Origin of the sequence: Corynebacterium kozikiae (genome assembly GCF_024580965.1) — a bacterium.
GTDB lineage: Bacteria > Actinomycetota > Actinomycetes > Mycobacteriales > Mycobacteriaceae > Corynebacterium > Corynebacterium kozikiae.
On sequence record NZ_JANIKJ010000004.1, the window covers coordinates 161117 to 175457 of the forward strand.

At 58.9% G+C, this 14341-nt stretch carries 14 protein-coding genes and 2 rRNA genes; 5 read left to right on the top strand and 11 right to left on the bottom strand.

Annotated elements, in window-relative coordinates:
• Positions 1-12: 12 nt before the first annotated feature.
• On the bottom strand, positions 13-1572 hold the full coding sequence (locus NQ018_RS04590; RefSeq protein ID WP_257058896.1) for a TM0106 family RecB-like putative nuclease: 1560 nt from the start codon (positions 1570-1572) through the stop codon (positions 13-15).
• A 208-nt stretch (positions 1573-1780) separates the two neighbouring features.
• Here NQ018_RS04590 and NQ018_RS04595 point away from each other — a divergent pair, with 208 nt between their 5' ends.
• Positions 1781-2419 (top strand): DUF6474 family protein, encoded by a 639-nt coding sequence (locus NQ018_RS04595; RefSeq protein WP_257058898.1) that lies wholly within the window; start codon positions 1781-1783, stop codon positions 2417-2419.
• Positions 2420-2617: 198 nt separating this feature from the next.
• Positions 2618-2944: a histone-like nucleoid-structuring protein Lsr2 gene (locus NQ018_RS04600; protein WP_257058900.1), complete on the top strand. Its 327-nt coding sequence runs from the start codon at positions 2618-2620 to the stop codon at positions 2942-2944.
• 25 nt (positions 2945-2969) lie between these two features.
• Here the strand turns inward: NQ018_RS04600 and NQ018_RS04605 are convergent, their stop codons facing one another.
• Both NQ018_RS04605 and NQ018_RS04610 read right to left on the bottom strand, forming a co-directional pair.
• On the bottom strand, positions 2970-3608 hold the full coding sequence (locus NQ018_RS04605) for a LuxR C-terminal-related transcriptional regulator (protein WP_257058902.1): 639 nt from the start codon (positions 3606-3608) through the stop codon (positions 2970-2972).
• A 61-nt stretch (positions 3609-3669) separates the two neighbouring features.
• On the bottom strand, positions 3670-4923 hold the full coding sequence (locus NQ018_RS04610; RefSeq protein WP_444861399.1) for a sensor histidine kinase: 1254 nt from the start codon (positions 4921-4923) through the stop codon (positions 3670-3672).
• Between the two features lie 22 nt (positions 4924-4945).
• Between NQ018_RS04610 and NQ018_RS04615 the strand changes: the two genes are divergently transcribed.
• On the top strand, positions 4946-5533 hold the full coding sequence (locus tag NQ018_RS04615) for a DUF2020 domain-containing protein (protein WP_257058904.1): 588 nt from the start codon (positions 4946-4948) through the stop codon (positions 5531-5533).
• A gap of 24 nt (positions 5534-5557) precedes the next feature.
• On the opposite strand, the gene NQ018_RS04620 is transcribed toward NQ018_RS04615, so the two are convergent.
• Entirely contained in the window at positions 5558-5710 is a 153-nt protein-coding gene (locus NQ018_RS04620) for a hypothetical protein (protein ID WP_257039039.1), read from the bottom strand.
• A gap of 5 nt (positions 5711-5715) precedes the next feature.
• On the bottom strand, positions 5716-6552 hold the full coding sequence (locus tag NQ018_RS04625; protein ID WP_257058906.1) for a class E sortase: 837 nt from the start codon (positions 6550-6552) through the stop codon (positions 5716-5718).
• A 260-nt stretch (positions 6553-6812) separates the two neighbouring features.
• On the opposite strand from NQ018_RS04625, the gene yidC reads away from it, so the two are divergent.
• Positions 6813-8000: a membrane protein insertase YidC gene (yidC, locus tag NQ018_RS04630; protein ID WP_257058909.1), complete on the top strand. Its 1188-nt coding sequence runs from the start codon at positions 6813-6815 to the stop codon at positions 7998-8000.
• Between the two features lie 2 nt (positions 8001-8002).
• On the opposite strand, the gene NQ018_RS04635 is transcribed toward yidC, so the two are convergent.
• From NQ018_RS04635 to NQ018_RS04650, 4 genes are all read right to left on the bottom strand, one after another.
• Positions 8003-8641: a TetR/AcrR family transcriptional regulator gene (locus tag NQ018_RS04635; RefSeq protein ID WP_257039036.1), complete on the bottom strand. Its 639-nt coding sequence runs from the start codon at positions 8639-8641 to the stop codon at positions 8003-8005.
• Between the two features lie 221 nt (positions 8642-8862).
• Positions 8863-9126: a GlsB/YeaQ/YmgE family stress response membrane protein gene (locus NQ018_RS04640; protein ID WP_257058911.1), complete on the bottom strand. Its 264-nt coding sequence runs from the start codon at positions 9124-9126 to the stop codon at positions 8863-8865.
• Positions 9127-9474: 348 nt separating this feature from the next.
• Positions 9475-10374 (bottom strand): universal stress protein, encoded by a 900-nt coding sequence (locus NQ018_RS04645; RefSeq protein WP_257058920.1) that lies wholly within the window; start codon positions 10372-10374, stop codon positions 9475-9477.
• Positions 10375-10573: 199 nt separating this feature from the next.
• Positions 10574-10705: a hypothetical protein gene (locus NQ018_RS04650; protein WP_257058921.1), complete on the bottom strand. Its 132-nt coding sequence runs from the start codon at positions 10703-10705 to the stop codon at positions 10574-10576.
• Between NQ018_RS04650 and NQ018_RS04655 the strand changes: the two genes are divergently transcribed.
• The gene (locus tag NQ018_RS04655) at positions 10704-11690 is read left to right on the top strand and encodes a pseudouridine synthase (protein WP_257058924.1); all 987 of its coding nucleotides are present in this window, start codon (positions 10704-10706) and stop codon (positions 11688-11690) included. The genes NQ018_RS04650 and NQ018_RS04655 overlap by 2 nt on opposite strands.
• A 73-nt stretch (positions 11691-11763) precedes the next feature.
• On the opposite strand, the gene rrf is transcribed toward NQ018_RS04655, so the two are convergent.
• Both rrf and NQ018_RS04665 read right to left on the bottom strand, forming a co-directional pair.
• Positions 11764-11880: ribosomal RNA gene (rrf, locus tag NQ018_RS04660) — 5S ribosomal RNA — on the bottom strand.
• 118 nt (positions 11881-11998) lie between these two features.
• Positions 11999-14341, bottom strand: a 23S ribosomal RNA gene (locus NQ018_RS04665); the annotation flags it as partial.

The following is a 14341-nucleotide window of genomic DNA, read 5'->3' on the forward strand; positions in this document are numbered from 1 at the left end:
CCTGCCTAGCGCCTAATTGAGCTTCGGCGCACCCGGCGCGCCCGCGGCCAGCCATTTCCGCACGGCGGCGGTGGCTTGGCAGTCGTCGCCGTTGTAGCTAAGCAAGGTGTCCCGTGCGGCTTGCGGATCGGCGCCCTCCACCTGCCCGATGGCTTCAAGGTAGAGCGCCACGGAGGCCTCGCCGTCCACGTTGTCTTGCGCCCAGTGGTAGCCGGCTTGCGGCGCCACCACTTTCAACCCGATGCCTTCCGGGCCCACGAGCTGCGCCTTTACTGAAGCAAAGACGTCGATCCAATGCGGGGAGCTGATGAACTCGGTGACTTCCTCCACGCTGGGCACGTCGGGGTATTTGCCGTGGAAGCGCCGGGCGGAGAACTTCAGCCAGTGGTTTTCGCCGTGCGCGGAATAGCAGAACACGCCCAGCGATTTGCCCGCCTGTGCGGCAGCGCGGCGTTGCTGCACCAACCAGGCCCAAAAGTTGGCAAAATTGCGCGCCTCCTCGGCTTGGCCGAGCCCACCCCAAGTGACAAAGGGGCGGTAGCTGCGGCCGTCGAACGTGCCCCAGAGGTAGGCGCCCTGGTCGAGATAGGCCTCCACGTCAACGTCAATTTCCACATCAAATCGGGGAAACTGCACCTCATCGGCTATTTTCAACACGGGGATTCCGGCGCGCCACGCGGCGGCCAAAAGCGATGGCGGGCCCAGGCGTGCGTCGATAAGCCCCTGCACCGTCTCAATGCCCTGCTCCCGGAACGCTTGGCCGCGGTCGCCGGGGAGGAAGAGGCTGAGGTCGTCACGGGCCTGGAGTTCCTGCTGGCAGTGCTGCCAGAACCGGCAGCCTACGCATTCTTTGATGCGGCGCGCTTGGGTGGCGGCAGGGATGCGCAGTGCTGCGTCGAGGCCGGGTTGCAGCAGGTCAGTGTTCAGAATGTAGGCCTGCGCGCGGTTCTGCCCGATTAGGGCCCCACGCCGCGACCCGAGCCCCAGCTCCTCCAGCGCCCGCGCCGCCGCGGCAAGCGTAAAGGAATCAATCGAGTGGTGCTTCAGCCGCGCCCCCACCGTATAACCTGCGCCGAGCCCCAGCCGCGACGTATCCACCACCCGCACCTGCCTGCGCGTATCCGTTGCCGGCCGCGCCACCCGGTGATTGCTCACCAGCAGCGGCATATAGGTGCCGTCAGCCCTGCGGATCAAGGCGTCGAGCGCCACCAGCACGCTGCCTGAATCGCCTACCGACGCGCGCAGCACCGCAGATGTCACAATGTTCGCCCGCGCCGCCAGGGCTTCAAGGGTGGCGAACTCCCGCTCATCCTCGGTGTCGCTGCTCGCCAAGTCAATGCGCAAGAAATTCCTGCTATCACCCTTGGCGGGGGCGGTTGGCAGGGTTGCTAACACCTCCTCGCGGGCGGCGGCCAAGCGTAATTTGCGCAGCGCAGACTGCTCGGTGGGCGGGGTGTCAGGGAAACGGCTCTGCTGCACCCGCCGGTATTGGCACCCCACCAGGTCCGCCGGCTGGATGACTGCCGGCGTGAAGGGGTCAATGCTTGCTGCTGAAATGGGCTGCTGCTCCAAAAGTCTTTTGCTGTGCGAGGATTGTTGAAGTTGGGCTCCACGCTCGTGCGCGGGCCTGCGTTCCAAGCCTAACGCCTAGGGGGACTGCAACCCCAGTTTCCAAGGTTTGTGTGACAGACGGATTGTGTATGGCGGGCGGTAAATGTTGTCACTGACTAGTAGGCTTTAGGGGAATTGGTTCGTACAACCGGAACTGGATGAGGAACAGATGGGTATTTTCAAGGCAATCCGCAACGCCCGCATCGATGCAAAGGCAAAGATTAAGGCCGCTGAGGCCCAAGCCCGCCAAGAGGTGAAAGAGGCGCACAAGTTGGAATTGCGCCGCGCAAAACTGCTCACTAAGGCAGAGAAACGCGTGGCAAAGGAAGAAGCCAAGGGCCTGAAGCGCAAGCGCAAGCACGATGAAAAGATGGCCAAAGAGCTCACCCAACAAATGCGCGCAGGCAAATTTAACAAAGACACCGTAATGCGTTACTCCGGTGCCGCCCGCGCAATTGCCCCGCTGGCATTGCCACTGGCCTTCCGCGGCCTCATGGCGATCCGCGAATACCTCAACGGGCGCCGCGCAAACGCGCTTGGTGTTTCCCGCGCGGACCTCGGCCGATTTGCCGGCCACGGCGCAGAACAAAAGGCCCGCATTGAGGCAATGCGTTCCTCCTTGAAGGTCACCAACCTGCCCCAGGGCTTCAAAGAGGACGCGAAAGACCGCCTTGAGGAGCTGGAGGATTCCGCAAACAACGCTGAATACATGACTCCGGAATTGCGTACCCGCGCACTTCGGGCAATCAGCGCCGATTTGGATCAGCTTGCAAAGCAAATCCAGCAAAAGCGCCAAAAGCAAATCTAAATCCACTTTTGCAGGGACCTGCTGATACTAGCGCGTGAGTAATTTTGGAACACTTTTATTGATTGCTTGGTGAAAGCGCTTTCCAAGGACTACTATTTAGGCCGTACGCTGATAATCAATTAGCGTGCGGCCTAAATTCATCTTTTTCAATCGTTGAACAGCATTTATTTGCCCCAGAAAACCGAGAAAGGACCACTGATGGCACGCCGCGAAATCACCCAGTATTTTGATGATCTGGATAACACCCCTTTGACCGAGGAAGAAGTGCACATTGTGAACTTCACCGTCAATGGCGTGGAATACGTAATGGATCTTTCCGCAAAGAACGCCGAGAAGTTCCTTGAGGTGCTAGAGCCCTACCTTTCCTCAGCACGCAAGCTCAGCACCGGGCGCCGCCCAGCCTTTTCGCCGAAGTACGACCCAAAGGCGGTTCGCGTTTGGGCTAAGGGTATGGGCTACGAGGTTTCCACCCGCGGCAAGATCCCGCAGCACATCATTGATGAGTATCTCCAGGCCGGCGCCTAACACATAAGGCAGAAAAGCCGAAAGCCTACAGCACACCCTGCTCGCGGGCCGCCGCCACCGCCGAGGTGCGCGACCGCACACCCATTTTGTCGTAGATATGCACAAGGTGGCTTTTCACGGTGGCCTCGGAAAGCAGCAGGATGTGCCCAATTTCCTTGTTGGAACTTCCAGCCGCCACCAACTTCAGTACCTCCAACTCCCTTGGGGTGAGCGAGGTTCTGGGGGTGCGCACGCGAGTCATGAGGCGCGTGGCCACCGTGGGGGAAAGGGTGGAATCGCCTTCAGCGGCGGAGCGCACCGCAGCCAACAACTCCTCCGGGGGTGCGTCTTTGAGCAGGTAGCCAAGCGCGCCCGCCTCGATGGCGCCGAGGATGTCTGCGTCGGTGTCGTAGTTGGTCACCACCAGCACATGCGGGGGTTGCGCAATGGTGCGCTTGATCTCCGCGGTGGCGTCCGCGCCGGTGCGCAGCTTGGTGCCCTCAACGCCTGCTCCGAAGCGAAGATCCATCAGGATCACATCGATCCCACCCGCCTGAGCTGCAGCGATGGCATCTTCAGCGGTAGCTACTTCTCCCACAACCTCAATGTCTTTGGTGCTTTCCAGCACCGCGCGCAGCCCGAGGCGCACGATCTCGTGGTCGTCGGCAAGCAGCACCCGAATCATCGCTTCGCTCCATCCTCCCCACCCTAAAGTTGGGGGTCAGTTCCACATAACGGGCTAAAGTCTACCCCTTTTGATTGATGGGCAGTGCCAGCGAAACCGCCGTACCCTCCCCCGGCGCGCTTTCCACCTCCAACACACCGCCTTGCTCGCGGGCTCGCTGCCGCATCGCCGCCAACCCAATGTGGCCAAGCCCTGCATGCTCGCTGGATACAGCGGTGGGGTCAAAGCCCTGGCCGTCATCCACCACGTCCAGGCGGACCTCATCTTCTTCATACGTCAGCGTCACCTGGCAGCGGGTGGCGTGGGCGTGTTTTGCCACGTTACCCAGCGCCCCTTGCGCGATGCGCAGCAACGACGCCTCCGTGCGCATCGGCAACTGCCGCTCCTCACCCTCCACAAGGATGCACACTTCCGGGCCCACCACCTGGTTCGCTGCGCGGTGCAGCGCCCCCTCAAGGGACGTTTTGGAAAGCGCCGCCGGCTGCAGCGCCGCGATCATGGCTCGGGCTTCACCCAAGTTGTCCGCCGCGGTCTGGCGTGCCAATTCCATGCGTTTCAAAGGAAGCAGGCGCTCCTCTTCGGACATGGAGGAATTGAGGATGTCCTGCTCAGCCACCCGCAGCAGCATTTGGATACTGGAAAGGCCCTGGGCGAGCGTGTCATGAATTTCATGGGCAATGCGTTGGCGTTCTTCCGCCACACCCGCCGCACGTTCGGTTGCGGCCAACTGGTTACGGGTGCTCATCAATTCCTCAATCAACGCTTCACGCTCTCTCGCGCCGCGCCAGGAAGCCACGAACGCCAGATGCATGCCGATCACCACGAGCGCACTCACCACAGGCCCCACCACCGCACCAAAGGTGATCTCCGGCCAGCGGCTCATCACCGCCATGAACGTCAGCGCCACGATGGCCACCACGCCGCGAATGTCCGGTATCACACGCAGCACCATGAAATACATGGGCAGCACCAGGTACACCGCCACGGGGATCACCGGCAGCATGAGCACCCACACCGCGGTGAGCAGCGCAATCCACAAGAGGCGCAGCCAAGGATCGGTAGCTTCTTGGCGCAGCATGCCGGTGCCGTACACCATTGCAAAAGCGGCGGTAAGTCCCACCGCGATGAATGCCTGGTTCTGCTGCCCCGTCTGCACCAGCGCCACCACGAGCAGTACCGACGTCAACGTGTTCACCGCCATCGCCAGCTTGTTTGCCCCCGGCGCGGTGGAGTAGATATTGCTTTCTTCCCTGTTGAGCTCTGGGAGGCGGAACCACCCACGCTTGCTTTCTGCAGCCGCGTTGGTGTTTTCCATTTCAGACTCTAGGCTGAATTCCATGACTCGTACCTTACTGCTTCCCGTGCTCACCACCGCCGCCCTGGCGCTTAGCGCTTGCGGAAATCAACCGAGTGGAACGGAAACGAGTGCGCAGACAACAGAGGCGGTGGCGTCGGCCGCTGAAGCCGCAGTGCTTGACCAGGGCCTGCCTATTGACGCCCTCCCGGAGGTCCCCGGTGGGCGCGAGTCCTGGGAAGAGTGCCCCTACCTGGATACGCAATGGGTGGCGGATACCAACGGCCAGCGCATGACCGGCGTGGGCATTGACACCCGCTTTGACACCCCAGCCTGCGTGTTCTGGTCCTATCCCGAGGAGCCGCAGGCAACGGTGATTGTGCGTCATATGCCTGATCAGGAGTCGGCGATTCGCGTGGTGAACTGGGCCGCCCCGATTGCAGAGACTGAGCCGGTAAACCCGCCAGCGGATGATCCCGATGGTTGGATGGGCGGGCGCATCGGCAACGAGTTCGGCTCCAAATATGCCGTACAGAAGGGCAACATCGCCGTGGTGGTGTTCAGCAACCAGAATCAGTCCGTCAAGGCGGAAAGCATCGCGCTGGAGACCATCAACCGCCTGGGGCTGTAACTGCCTTAGCGGGGCGGGGGCTGCCTATACTGCTACGTCGTTGTAGGGCATCATGGTGGACACCCACGGGAAAACCACTTCCATGAGCAGGAAGAACACGCCAACGAGCACCGCCAGGGTGATGAGCAACTTCACGATGAAAGGCCCAGGCAGGCTGCGCCAGAAAAGTCCGTACATGTTGTTTATGCCTCCTGAAGTACGGCTGGGCGGGAGCCGTCGCCAACCTTGGGGATGGAATCGGTGAGCATACCGTGGACGATCATGCGCTCCGCGTTTGAGAACTGCGGGTGGCAGGTGGTCAGCGTGATCATCTTTTCCATGCCTGGGTCCGCGGTGATGATGTCCGTGCCGGGAACCGCGCTGATGGTGTTGATATCACCAGGAGTGGTGATGTAGCGGCCGTTCACGCCGGCGTATTCGCCGCTGATCATGCGCTCGGTCTGCTCCGGGGTGAAGCAGTCCAGGGCCTCGGCGCGGCGAGCTTCACCTTGGGCGTCGATCGGCAGCACCCGGTACACCTCCCACGCGGTCTGGGTTTCAATCACGATGGCGTCACAGGTCTGCAGGTTGCCAAGGTCATTGAACGGTGCGCCCTTGCCCACGCGGTGCCCGGCGATGGCAAAGTTGCCAGCCTCACCCGGCATCTGCGTATCCACGTAGCGCCCTGGGCCGCGGTTCAAATCCTCATCAGAGGTGCCCTCCACTACGGCGAACTGGAAATCAGAGCCAAAGGTGGGGATGTAGAGGCGCGCAAACGCATCACCGAGCGCCGGGGTAATCTGCCCGCGCGGGTTCACCCGCTGGTTCTGCCACTGCTCCTCCATCTGGGCGTCCGCAGCCGCGTTGGCCTTGCCGGAAGCAATGTTGGTCCAATAGGACTCATAGAACGCGAACAGGAACAGCACCACACCCACGGTGAGCAACAACTCGCCGATGACCTGGGAGATGGATACCTTGGAACGGCGTGGCTGTGGGTTCTGCGTGTGTCCCCCAGGCGCGCTGATGGTTGAAGTACTCATAGTGAAAAGCGCTTGTCCTCACAGTTTCTTGAAAGCATGCGCCTTGCAGTCTAGCCTTTTGTGCTCACAAAGCGGTAGCCCCTGCAAGCTGTGGGTAGTATTAAGCCGTTCAAGCCGTGCCTGTGGCCCTGCGAGCGCCGGGCAACGTTGTGTGGTGCGGCGCGTGGCGGCGTCGGCAGCGCCAAACAATGCCCGAGAAGCAACACCACAAGCCCCCACCACCCACGGTGAGCGGCAGAGCAAGGAGAGCGTTCACGCCCATGTTGGAATGGTTCATCTACCCGGTATCAGGCATCATGCGCCTGTGGCATTGGCTATTCACCAGCACTTTTGGGTTGGCCGAGGACACCGCGTGGATCGCGTCCATCTTCGCGCTCGTGGTGACAGTGCGCAGCTTGATCGCCCCATTCTTCTGGATGCAATCCAAGTCCGCGCGCCTCGGGGTGCTCATGCGCCCGCACCAGTACCGAATCCGTGAGGAATACGGCGAGAAAACAGACCGCGAGTCCATTGAAAAGCAGCGCCAGCTCACCAAGGAATTAGCAAAAGAGTATAACTACAATGCTTTGGCTGGATGTGTGCCAGCCCTCATTCAGGTGCCGGTGTTCCTGGGTCTTTACCAAGTGTTGCTGCGGATGGCGCGCCCCACCGAGGGTCTGGACACAGCGGAGCACGCCCCAATTGGCTTACTGACCTCGGACAACGTGCGTTCCTTCCTAGAGGTCCGGATCAACGACGTCCCCCTGCCGGCGTACATCGCCATGTCCGACGAAGCCCTCAACCGCCTGGGCACCACTCAAGAGGCCGTGCAGAACTTTATCACCCCGTGGTTGCTCGCTGCCTGTGCGTTCACCATGATCAACATGCTGATCTCCGTGATCCGCAACCGCTACACCACGGACCACGACATCGAGTTCAACGTCAAAATGAACAACATCCTCGTGGCCTTCGTGGTGATCGCCCCCCTCATGCTCCTTATGATTGGCATCACCGGCCCGATCCCCGTGGCCATCATCCTTTACTGGTTCGCCAACAACACCTGGACCTTCCTCCAAACCGCGCTGGTATATACCATCATCACCCTGCGCTACCCCTTTGACCAGGAGCACAAAAATTTCCAAGCTTCCCGACGCGCCCAGCGCCAGCAGCGGCGCAGCGAACTCCGCGCGTACAAGCGCTCCCTGCGCAGCCACCGGATTCGCAGCATCACCCAACCAAGCAAGGCGGCTGAGCATCGCCAAGCCCTAAAGGACTTGAAGCAGGAACGTATTGACGCCGCAGCCGCTGAGAAGGCGCGTAAGAAGGAGATTCGTAAACAGCGCAGCGCCATTGAGTCAGAGCTCACCAAAGAGCGCATGAATGAGCGCGTGGAGCGGATCCGCGCGAAGCGAGCGGCGAAGCGTGGCATGAGTGCTGATGACGCGCGCGGCGGAGAGCCTGCCAGCTAGACCTAGATGGAGTAATCCGCCGGCGGAGCAGACAACAACTGCAATGCGAGGTCCCGAGCGGTGCGTAGCGAATCCAAATTGCGGTTGAGGCGCCCGCCAGCCAGGCCGCCGTCCAGGAAGATCATGAGCTGCTGCGCCTGGGTCACCCCAGGGTAACCATTCTTTTCTTCCAGCAGGTCAGTGAGGGTTTGCAGCACCCAGCGGCGGTGCTCGTGGACCACTGCAACGATTTCCCGCTCCGTCTCCGTTTCCGGGCGCGGGTATTCATTCGCCGCGTTTTGGAAGTGCGAACCACGGAAGTCTGCGTTGGGCTGCTCCTCAATACACTGGTCAAAGAAGGCCAGGATCTTCCATTCCGGGTCCTTCATTCCCTCACAACGCGCGTAGTAGTCTGCGCGCGCTTGCTCATCGAGTGCTTCCAGGTATGCGATGACGAGCTTGTCCTTGGAACCGAACAGGGAGTACAGGCTGGCTTTGGCAACGTCCGCCTCACGGAGAATCCTGTCAATGCCGATCACACGGATGCCCTCAGTGGTAAACAGCGTGGTGGCGCTTTGCAGGAGCCGTTCACGTGGACTCGGGCGGTTTCGGCGGCGCGAAGCACTCTTCTTAGCACCAGATGCCGCTGTGGAGGTTGCCACCTACGCTTCTCCTTGCCTTTGACGTGTTGAAGACCTGTGCATGCCCCGATAAGGCACTGCGTTCCACTATAAACGAACAGATCGGTCTATTCAATTGGTACGTTGCGGTTTGGGCGGCTGATGGAGCTTTCCAACCAGGGCACTCTTGCGTAGATAAGGTGCCCCAACACGCAAAAAAGCCTCAGCCCTTAAGGGCTGAGGCAGTGCGTACTGCGAAGCGCTTACTTGCGCCCGCGCACCATATTCACGATGGTCAGCAGGATCACTGCACCAATCAAGCAGGTAACAAAGCTGAAGATCCAGCCGCCACCGGCAACGTCGAAGCCGACGAGGGTGAGCAGCCAGCCGCCGATGAAGCCGCCGACAACACCAACGATGATGTTCAACAGAACGCCCTGTTCTGCGTCGGTGCCCTTAATCTTGGAGGCAATCCAGCCTGCCAGGCCGCCAATGATAATCCAACCGATAAAACCGAGGGGTGGCATAACAACTCCTTAAAAATATGTTTTCAATTCCACGTTGAAATGAATTATCAACAATTCGTAAGTTTCTTTTAGGTCCGCATCATCTCCGAAGGGAGATCATCGATCGATAATCGATTCAGAGCGGACGCAGTTTGACTCAAGAAATTATTGTTAAGTTTCCCAACTGCCCCCACTCTACGCGAACCGCAACGTTGCTGCACCTGCCACGCTGCAGTTATGCCAACTTGTGGACCTGTCCACTATCTAAAAACCCGCCCTTACCAGTAGGTAAAGGCGGGCTGTAACAATTATGTAACACTTGCATTTACACGCATATTAAGCGCTCATTCTACACCCAATCTACGGCATTTAGGCGCCTTCATTTGGGCGCACAACCACCAGCGGGCATGGTGCCTGCTGGAGCAGCGCACGGGAGGTGGAGCCGAGCAGCATGCCGCGGAACCCGCCTCGTCCATGAGAGCCGACCACGAGCAGTTGGGCGTCGGTAGCGTTCTCCACGAGTGCACGGATTGGCCGGTCGCGGGCGATCACCATCTCCACTTCTACGCCAGGGAACTTGTTGAGCATGGGCTCGATGCGTTCGCGGAGCAATTCCGTCTGCTCGCGTTCGATCTCTTCCCAGTCCTGCTGTGCTGCAGCCAACCCGGCGAGGGAAGCCTGCACCTGCATATCCATCCAAGTGTGCACAGCCACCAGCTTCGCCCCACGAGCTTGCGCCTCCTGGAACGCGAATTCCGTGGCGCGCTGGGAGACGTCGGAACCATCTACACCTACCACCACCGGGCCGTACTTGTTGGCCTCAGTGAGCTGGTTGTCTTCGCGCACCACAACCACCGGGCAGTGCGCGTGGCTGACTATGGCCGCAGAGACGGAGCCCATCACCATGCCGGAAAGGCCGCCTAGGCCGCGGGAGCCCATCACGATCATGGTGACGGTTTCAGACATTTCCAGGAGCATGTCGATCGGGCTGCCCTCAGCAACGGTGTAGCCCACCTTGAGGTCTGGGGCTACCTCGAACGCAATGTTGCGTGCGGCCTCGATGATCTCCATGGATTCTGCCTGGAGCTCCTCGAACAACTCTTGCGGCGGCACCATTCCCTCCGCGTAGAGGAACTGCGGCATGGTGTAACTAGAAGCAAGGCGCAGGGGGATGCCCCGCTTGTTTGCGGTGTTTGCGGCCCAGCGCACGGCGTTCTTGGAGGCGTCGGAGCCATCAACTGCTACAACGACGATATTTTCAACGGACATGACTCACCCTTCATTGCCCTTTCTCAGCCCATTGCGACGTTGGGGCGGGCTTTAAACCCCTCACCGCCTGCGCGGTACGAACTACCCTTATCCTAACGCCACGCAACTGGTCATGACCAGTGTGTGACGGAGGACAAGCCCCCGCAAGAGGGAATCTGCTGCGCCGAATGAGCAGGTCACCAGGGGCGAGGGCGCTGACCTAGATGTGTGCTGCGGGGGCGTTTGCGGGGTACAGTACCATGAAAATGGCCTGCAGCATGCGCGCAATCACTGCGCCAATACCCTGCGAAAAGAAGTCAACAACCGGCTGAAGGAGTGCATTCAAATCCATGGCAGATAGGCTAGTACAGTTTCCCCTCGGGCGCAGCCCTCTGCCAATCAAAGACGGCCTCAACCCCAGCCGCGCGCGCGTCCCCGCCGAGTTCGTGGGCGCCACTGCCTGGGATTTTGCGTGGCACCTCATCAAGACGCAAAGAAGGCGTGCCGACGGCGACAACGAGGCAGGGCTCAAGGCTCGCTTCGCAGCTCAGGAAGTCATCATCGGACCGAAGTACCAGGTGGCAACACCAACAACGGTGCTGCAGGAACACGACGACCTCTGGTTCTACCGCATCCCCTTCCCCGAGAAGCCCCTCCCCTATCAGTGCGAAATCATTTTTGAAGACGCCAACCTGCTTGTTGTGGACAAACCTCCTTTTATGGCCACGATGCCTAGGGGTATGCACATCGTGAATACCGCGACCGTCCAACTGCGCCGTGCTACTGGCATTGATGATCTTGCTCCGGCACACCGGCTGGACCGTCTTACCTCCGGGGTGTTGGTGTTCACCAAGCACAGGGACGTACGAGGTGCGTACCAGGAGTTGTTTGCTCGCCGCGAAGCCCAGAAGACGTATGAGGCTATTGCCGCTTTTGATGCTTCGGTAACTGCGGGCACCCGCTGGGCTTCCCGTATGGACAAAACCCCTGGGCAAGTCCAGGCGTTGATTGTTGATGGGGAGCCGAATGCGTTTACGGTTGTTGCCGGCGTTTCGCGCTTGGAACCCTCGCGTGAACGGGCGTTGCAGGAACTGCATGGAGTGGACGGCTCTCTAGGGTGCTACGTGTTGAAGCCTGAGACGGGCAAGACGCATCAGTTGCGGTTGCATATGTTGCAGGCTGGCGTGCCCATCTTGGGTGATCCGGCGTATCCAACGGTTTTGCCTTTGGAGGCGGAGGATTATGCTCGGCCGATGCATTTGACGGCGAAGGTGTTGGAGTTTGTTGATCCACTCAGCGGTGTGCCGCGGAGGTTTGAGGCTCTGCGGAGCTGGTGAATTGTGTGAAGATGCAGATGATGCGGGGTGCCTGTTGGGGCGCCCCGCATCATCATTTGTTTTTGGAGTTTTAGGTCGGCGGTGACTTACTCTCCCACACCCTCCCGGGTGCAGTACCATCAGCGCTGTCGGGCTTAGCTTCCGGGTTCGGAATGGGACCGGGCGTGGCCCCGACGCTATAACCACCGACACATCATTTTGTTGCTGTGCTGCTGTAATTGGTTTGTTTGTGGGGTGTTGTGTCAGATACTGCATAGTGGACGCGGCGTATCAACAATTCTTCTTTGTGTTGATGCTTTGTTTGTTTGTTTTGTGTGTTTGTCGGTGTATTAGTACCAGTCACCTGCACACATTACTGTGCTTCCAGTTCTGGCCTATCAACCCTGTAGTCTTCAGGGAACCTCAAATGAAACCTCATCTTAGAACAGGCTTCCCGCTTAGATGCTTTCAGCGGTTATCCCTTCCGTACGTAGCTAACCAGCCGTGCCACGGGCGTGACAACTGGCATACTAGAGGTACGTCCGTCCCGGTCCTCTCGTACTAGGGACAGCCTTCTTCAAGTTTCTACGCGCGCGGCGGATAGAGACCGAACTGTCTCACGACGTTCTAAACCCAGCTCGCGTGCCGCTTTAATGGGCGAACAGCCCAACCCTTGGGACCTACTCCAGCCCCAGGATGCGACGAGCCGACATCGAGGTGCCAAACCATCCCGTCGATATGGACTCTTGGGGAAGATCAGCCTGTTATCCCCGGGGTACCTTTTATCCGTTGAGCGACACCACTTCCACACGTAGGTGCCGGATCACTAGTCCCTACTTTCGTACCTGCTTGAGCTGTCGCTCTCACAGTCAAGCTCCCTTGTGCACTTACACTCAACACCTGATTGCCAACCAGGCTGAGGGAACCTTTGGGCGCCTCCGTTACAGTTTAGGAGGCAACCGCCCCAGTTAAACTACCCACCAGGCACTGTCCCCAACCCAGATCATGGGCCAAGGTTGAGGTGCTCAATCCGATCAGAGTGGTATTTCAACTTTCGACTCCACCACACCTAGCGATATGGCCTCAACGTCTCCCACCTATCCTACACAAACCGAACCAAACACCAATACCAAGCTATAGTGAAGGTCCCGGGGTCTTTTCGTCCTGCCGCGCGTAACGAGCATCTTTACTCGTACTGCAATTTCACCGGGCCTGTGGTTGAGACAGCAGGGAAGTCGTTACGCCATTCGTGCAGGTCGGAACTTACCCGACAAGGAATTTCGCTACCTTAGGATGGTTATAGTTACCACCGCCGTTTACTGGGGCTTAAATTCTCCGCTTCGACCCAACAAGTAGGTCTAACAGGTCCTCTTAACCTTCCAGCACCGGGCAGGCGTCAGTCCGTATACATCAACTTCCACGTTTTCGCACGGACCTGTGTTTTTAATAAACAGTCGCTTCCCTCTATTCTCTGCGACCACCACCAGCTCAACCTGTTAGTCACCAGCAGTGGTCCCCCTTCTCCCGAAGTTACGGGGGCATTTTGCCGAGTTCCTTAACCACAGTTCACCCGATCGCCTTAGTATTCTCTACCTGACCACCTGTGTCGGTTATGGGTACGGGCCATACACACACTCGCTAGAGGCTTTTCTCGACAGCATAGGATCACCAACATCCCCAAAATGGGTACGCATCACGCCTCACCCTTTAAATGTGATACGGATTTGCCTATATCACGGGCCACACGCTTACACCACAATCCAATCAGTGGCTTGGCTACCAACCTGTGTCACCCCATCACTTGGCTACTACCAACCAAGGTCCCACGCACCACACACCACAACCACACAAAAGCATGGAACATAGTGAGTAGTGGGTGGTTAGTGTAATTGATTCACCATTTGTCGCGTATGCACGGGTACCAGAATATCAACTGGTTGTCCATCGACTACGCCTGTCGGCCTCGCCTTAGGTCCCGACTCACCCTGGGAAGATTAGCTTGACCCAGGAACCCTTAGTCATCCGGCGGACAAGTTTCTCACTTGTCATTCGTTACTCATGCCTGCATTCTCACTCGCACACACTCCACACCACGATCACTCGGGCGCTTCACCGCAGTGCACGACGCTCCCCTACCCAACACAACCAAAAGATCATGTTGCCGCGGTTTCGGCGGTGTACTTGAGCCCCGCTACATTGTCGGCGCAGAACCACTCGACCAGTGAGCTATTACGCACTCTTTCAAGGATGGCTGCTTCTAAGCCAACCTCCTGGCTGTCTTCGCGATCCCACATCCTTTCCCACTTAGTACACCCTTAGGGGCCTTAACCGGCGATCTGGGCTGTTTCCCTTTCGACCAACGGAGCTTATCCCCCGCAGTCTCACTGCTGCACTATCATTACCTGGCATTCGGAGTTTGGCTGACATTGCTAAGATTGTGGTCCCGCTCAACCAACCAGTAGCTCTACCTCCAGGAAGAAACACACAACGCTGCACCTAAATGCATTTCGGGGAGAACCAGCTATCACGAAGTTTGATTGGCCTTTCACCCCTACCCACAGCTCATCCCCTCAGTTTTCAACCTAAGTGGGTTCGCGCCTCCACAACATCTTACTGTTGCTTCACACTGGCCATGGGTAGATCACTTCGCTTCGGGTCCAGGACATGCCACT

What these genes read in the sequence shown, in the direction of transcription:
- NQ018_RS04640 (WP_257058911.1), bottom strand. Translation starts at nt 9,126, where the DNA reads ATGCCACCCCTCGGTTTTATCGGTTGGATTATCATTGGCGGCCTGGCA.
- NQ018_RS04650 (WP_257058921.1), bottom strand. Translation starts at nt 10,705, where the DNA reads ATGGATTTGAATGCACTCCTTCAGCCGGTTGTTGACTTCTTTTCGCAG.
- NQ018_RS04655 (WP_257058924.1), top strand. Translation starts at nt 10,704, where the DNA reads ATGGCAGATAGGCTAGTACAGTTTCCCCTCGGGCGCAGCCCTCTGCCA.
- NQ018_RS04645 (WP_257058920.1), bottom strand. Translation starts at nt 10,374, where the DNA reads ATGTCCGTTGAAAATATCGTCGTTGTAGCAGTTGATGGCTCCGACGCC.
- NQ018_RS04615 (WP_257058904.1), top strand. Translation starts at nt 4,946, where the DNA reads ATGACTCGTACCTTACTGCTTCCCGTGCTCACCACCGCCGCCCTGGCG.
- NQ018_RS04605 (WP_257058902.1), bottom strand. Translation starts at nt 3,608, where the DNA reads ATGATTCGGGTGCTGCTTGCCGACGACCACGAGATCGTGCGCCTCGGG.
- NQ018_RS04620 (WP_257039039.1), bottom strand. Translation starts at nt 5,710, where the DNA reads ATGTACGGACTTTTCTGGCGCAGCCTGCCTGGGCCTTTCATCGTGAAG.
- NQ018_RS04610 (WP_444861399.1), bottom strand. Translation starts at nt 4,923, where the DNA reads ATGGAAAACACCAACGCGGCTGCAGAAAGCAAGCGTGGGTGGTTCCGC.
- NQ018_RS04600 (WP_257058900.1), top strand. Translation starts at nt 2,618, where the DNA reads ATGGCACGCCGCGAAATCACCCAGTATTTTGATGATCTGGATAACACC.
- yidC (WP_257058909.1), top strand. Translation starts at nt 6,813, where the DNA reads ATGTTGGAATGGTTCATCTACCCGGTATCAGGCATCATGCGCCTGTGG.
- NQ018_RS04625 (WP_257058906.1), bottom strand. Translation starts at nt 6,552, where the DNA reads ATGAGTACTTCAACCATCAGCGCGCCTGGGGGACACACGCAGAACCCA.
- NQ018_RS04595 (WP_257058898.1), top strand. Translation starts at nt 1,781, where the DNA reads ATGGGTATTTTCAAGGCAATCCGCAACGCCCGCATCGATGCAAAGGCA.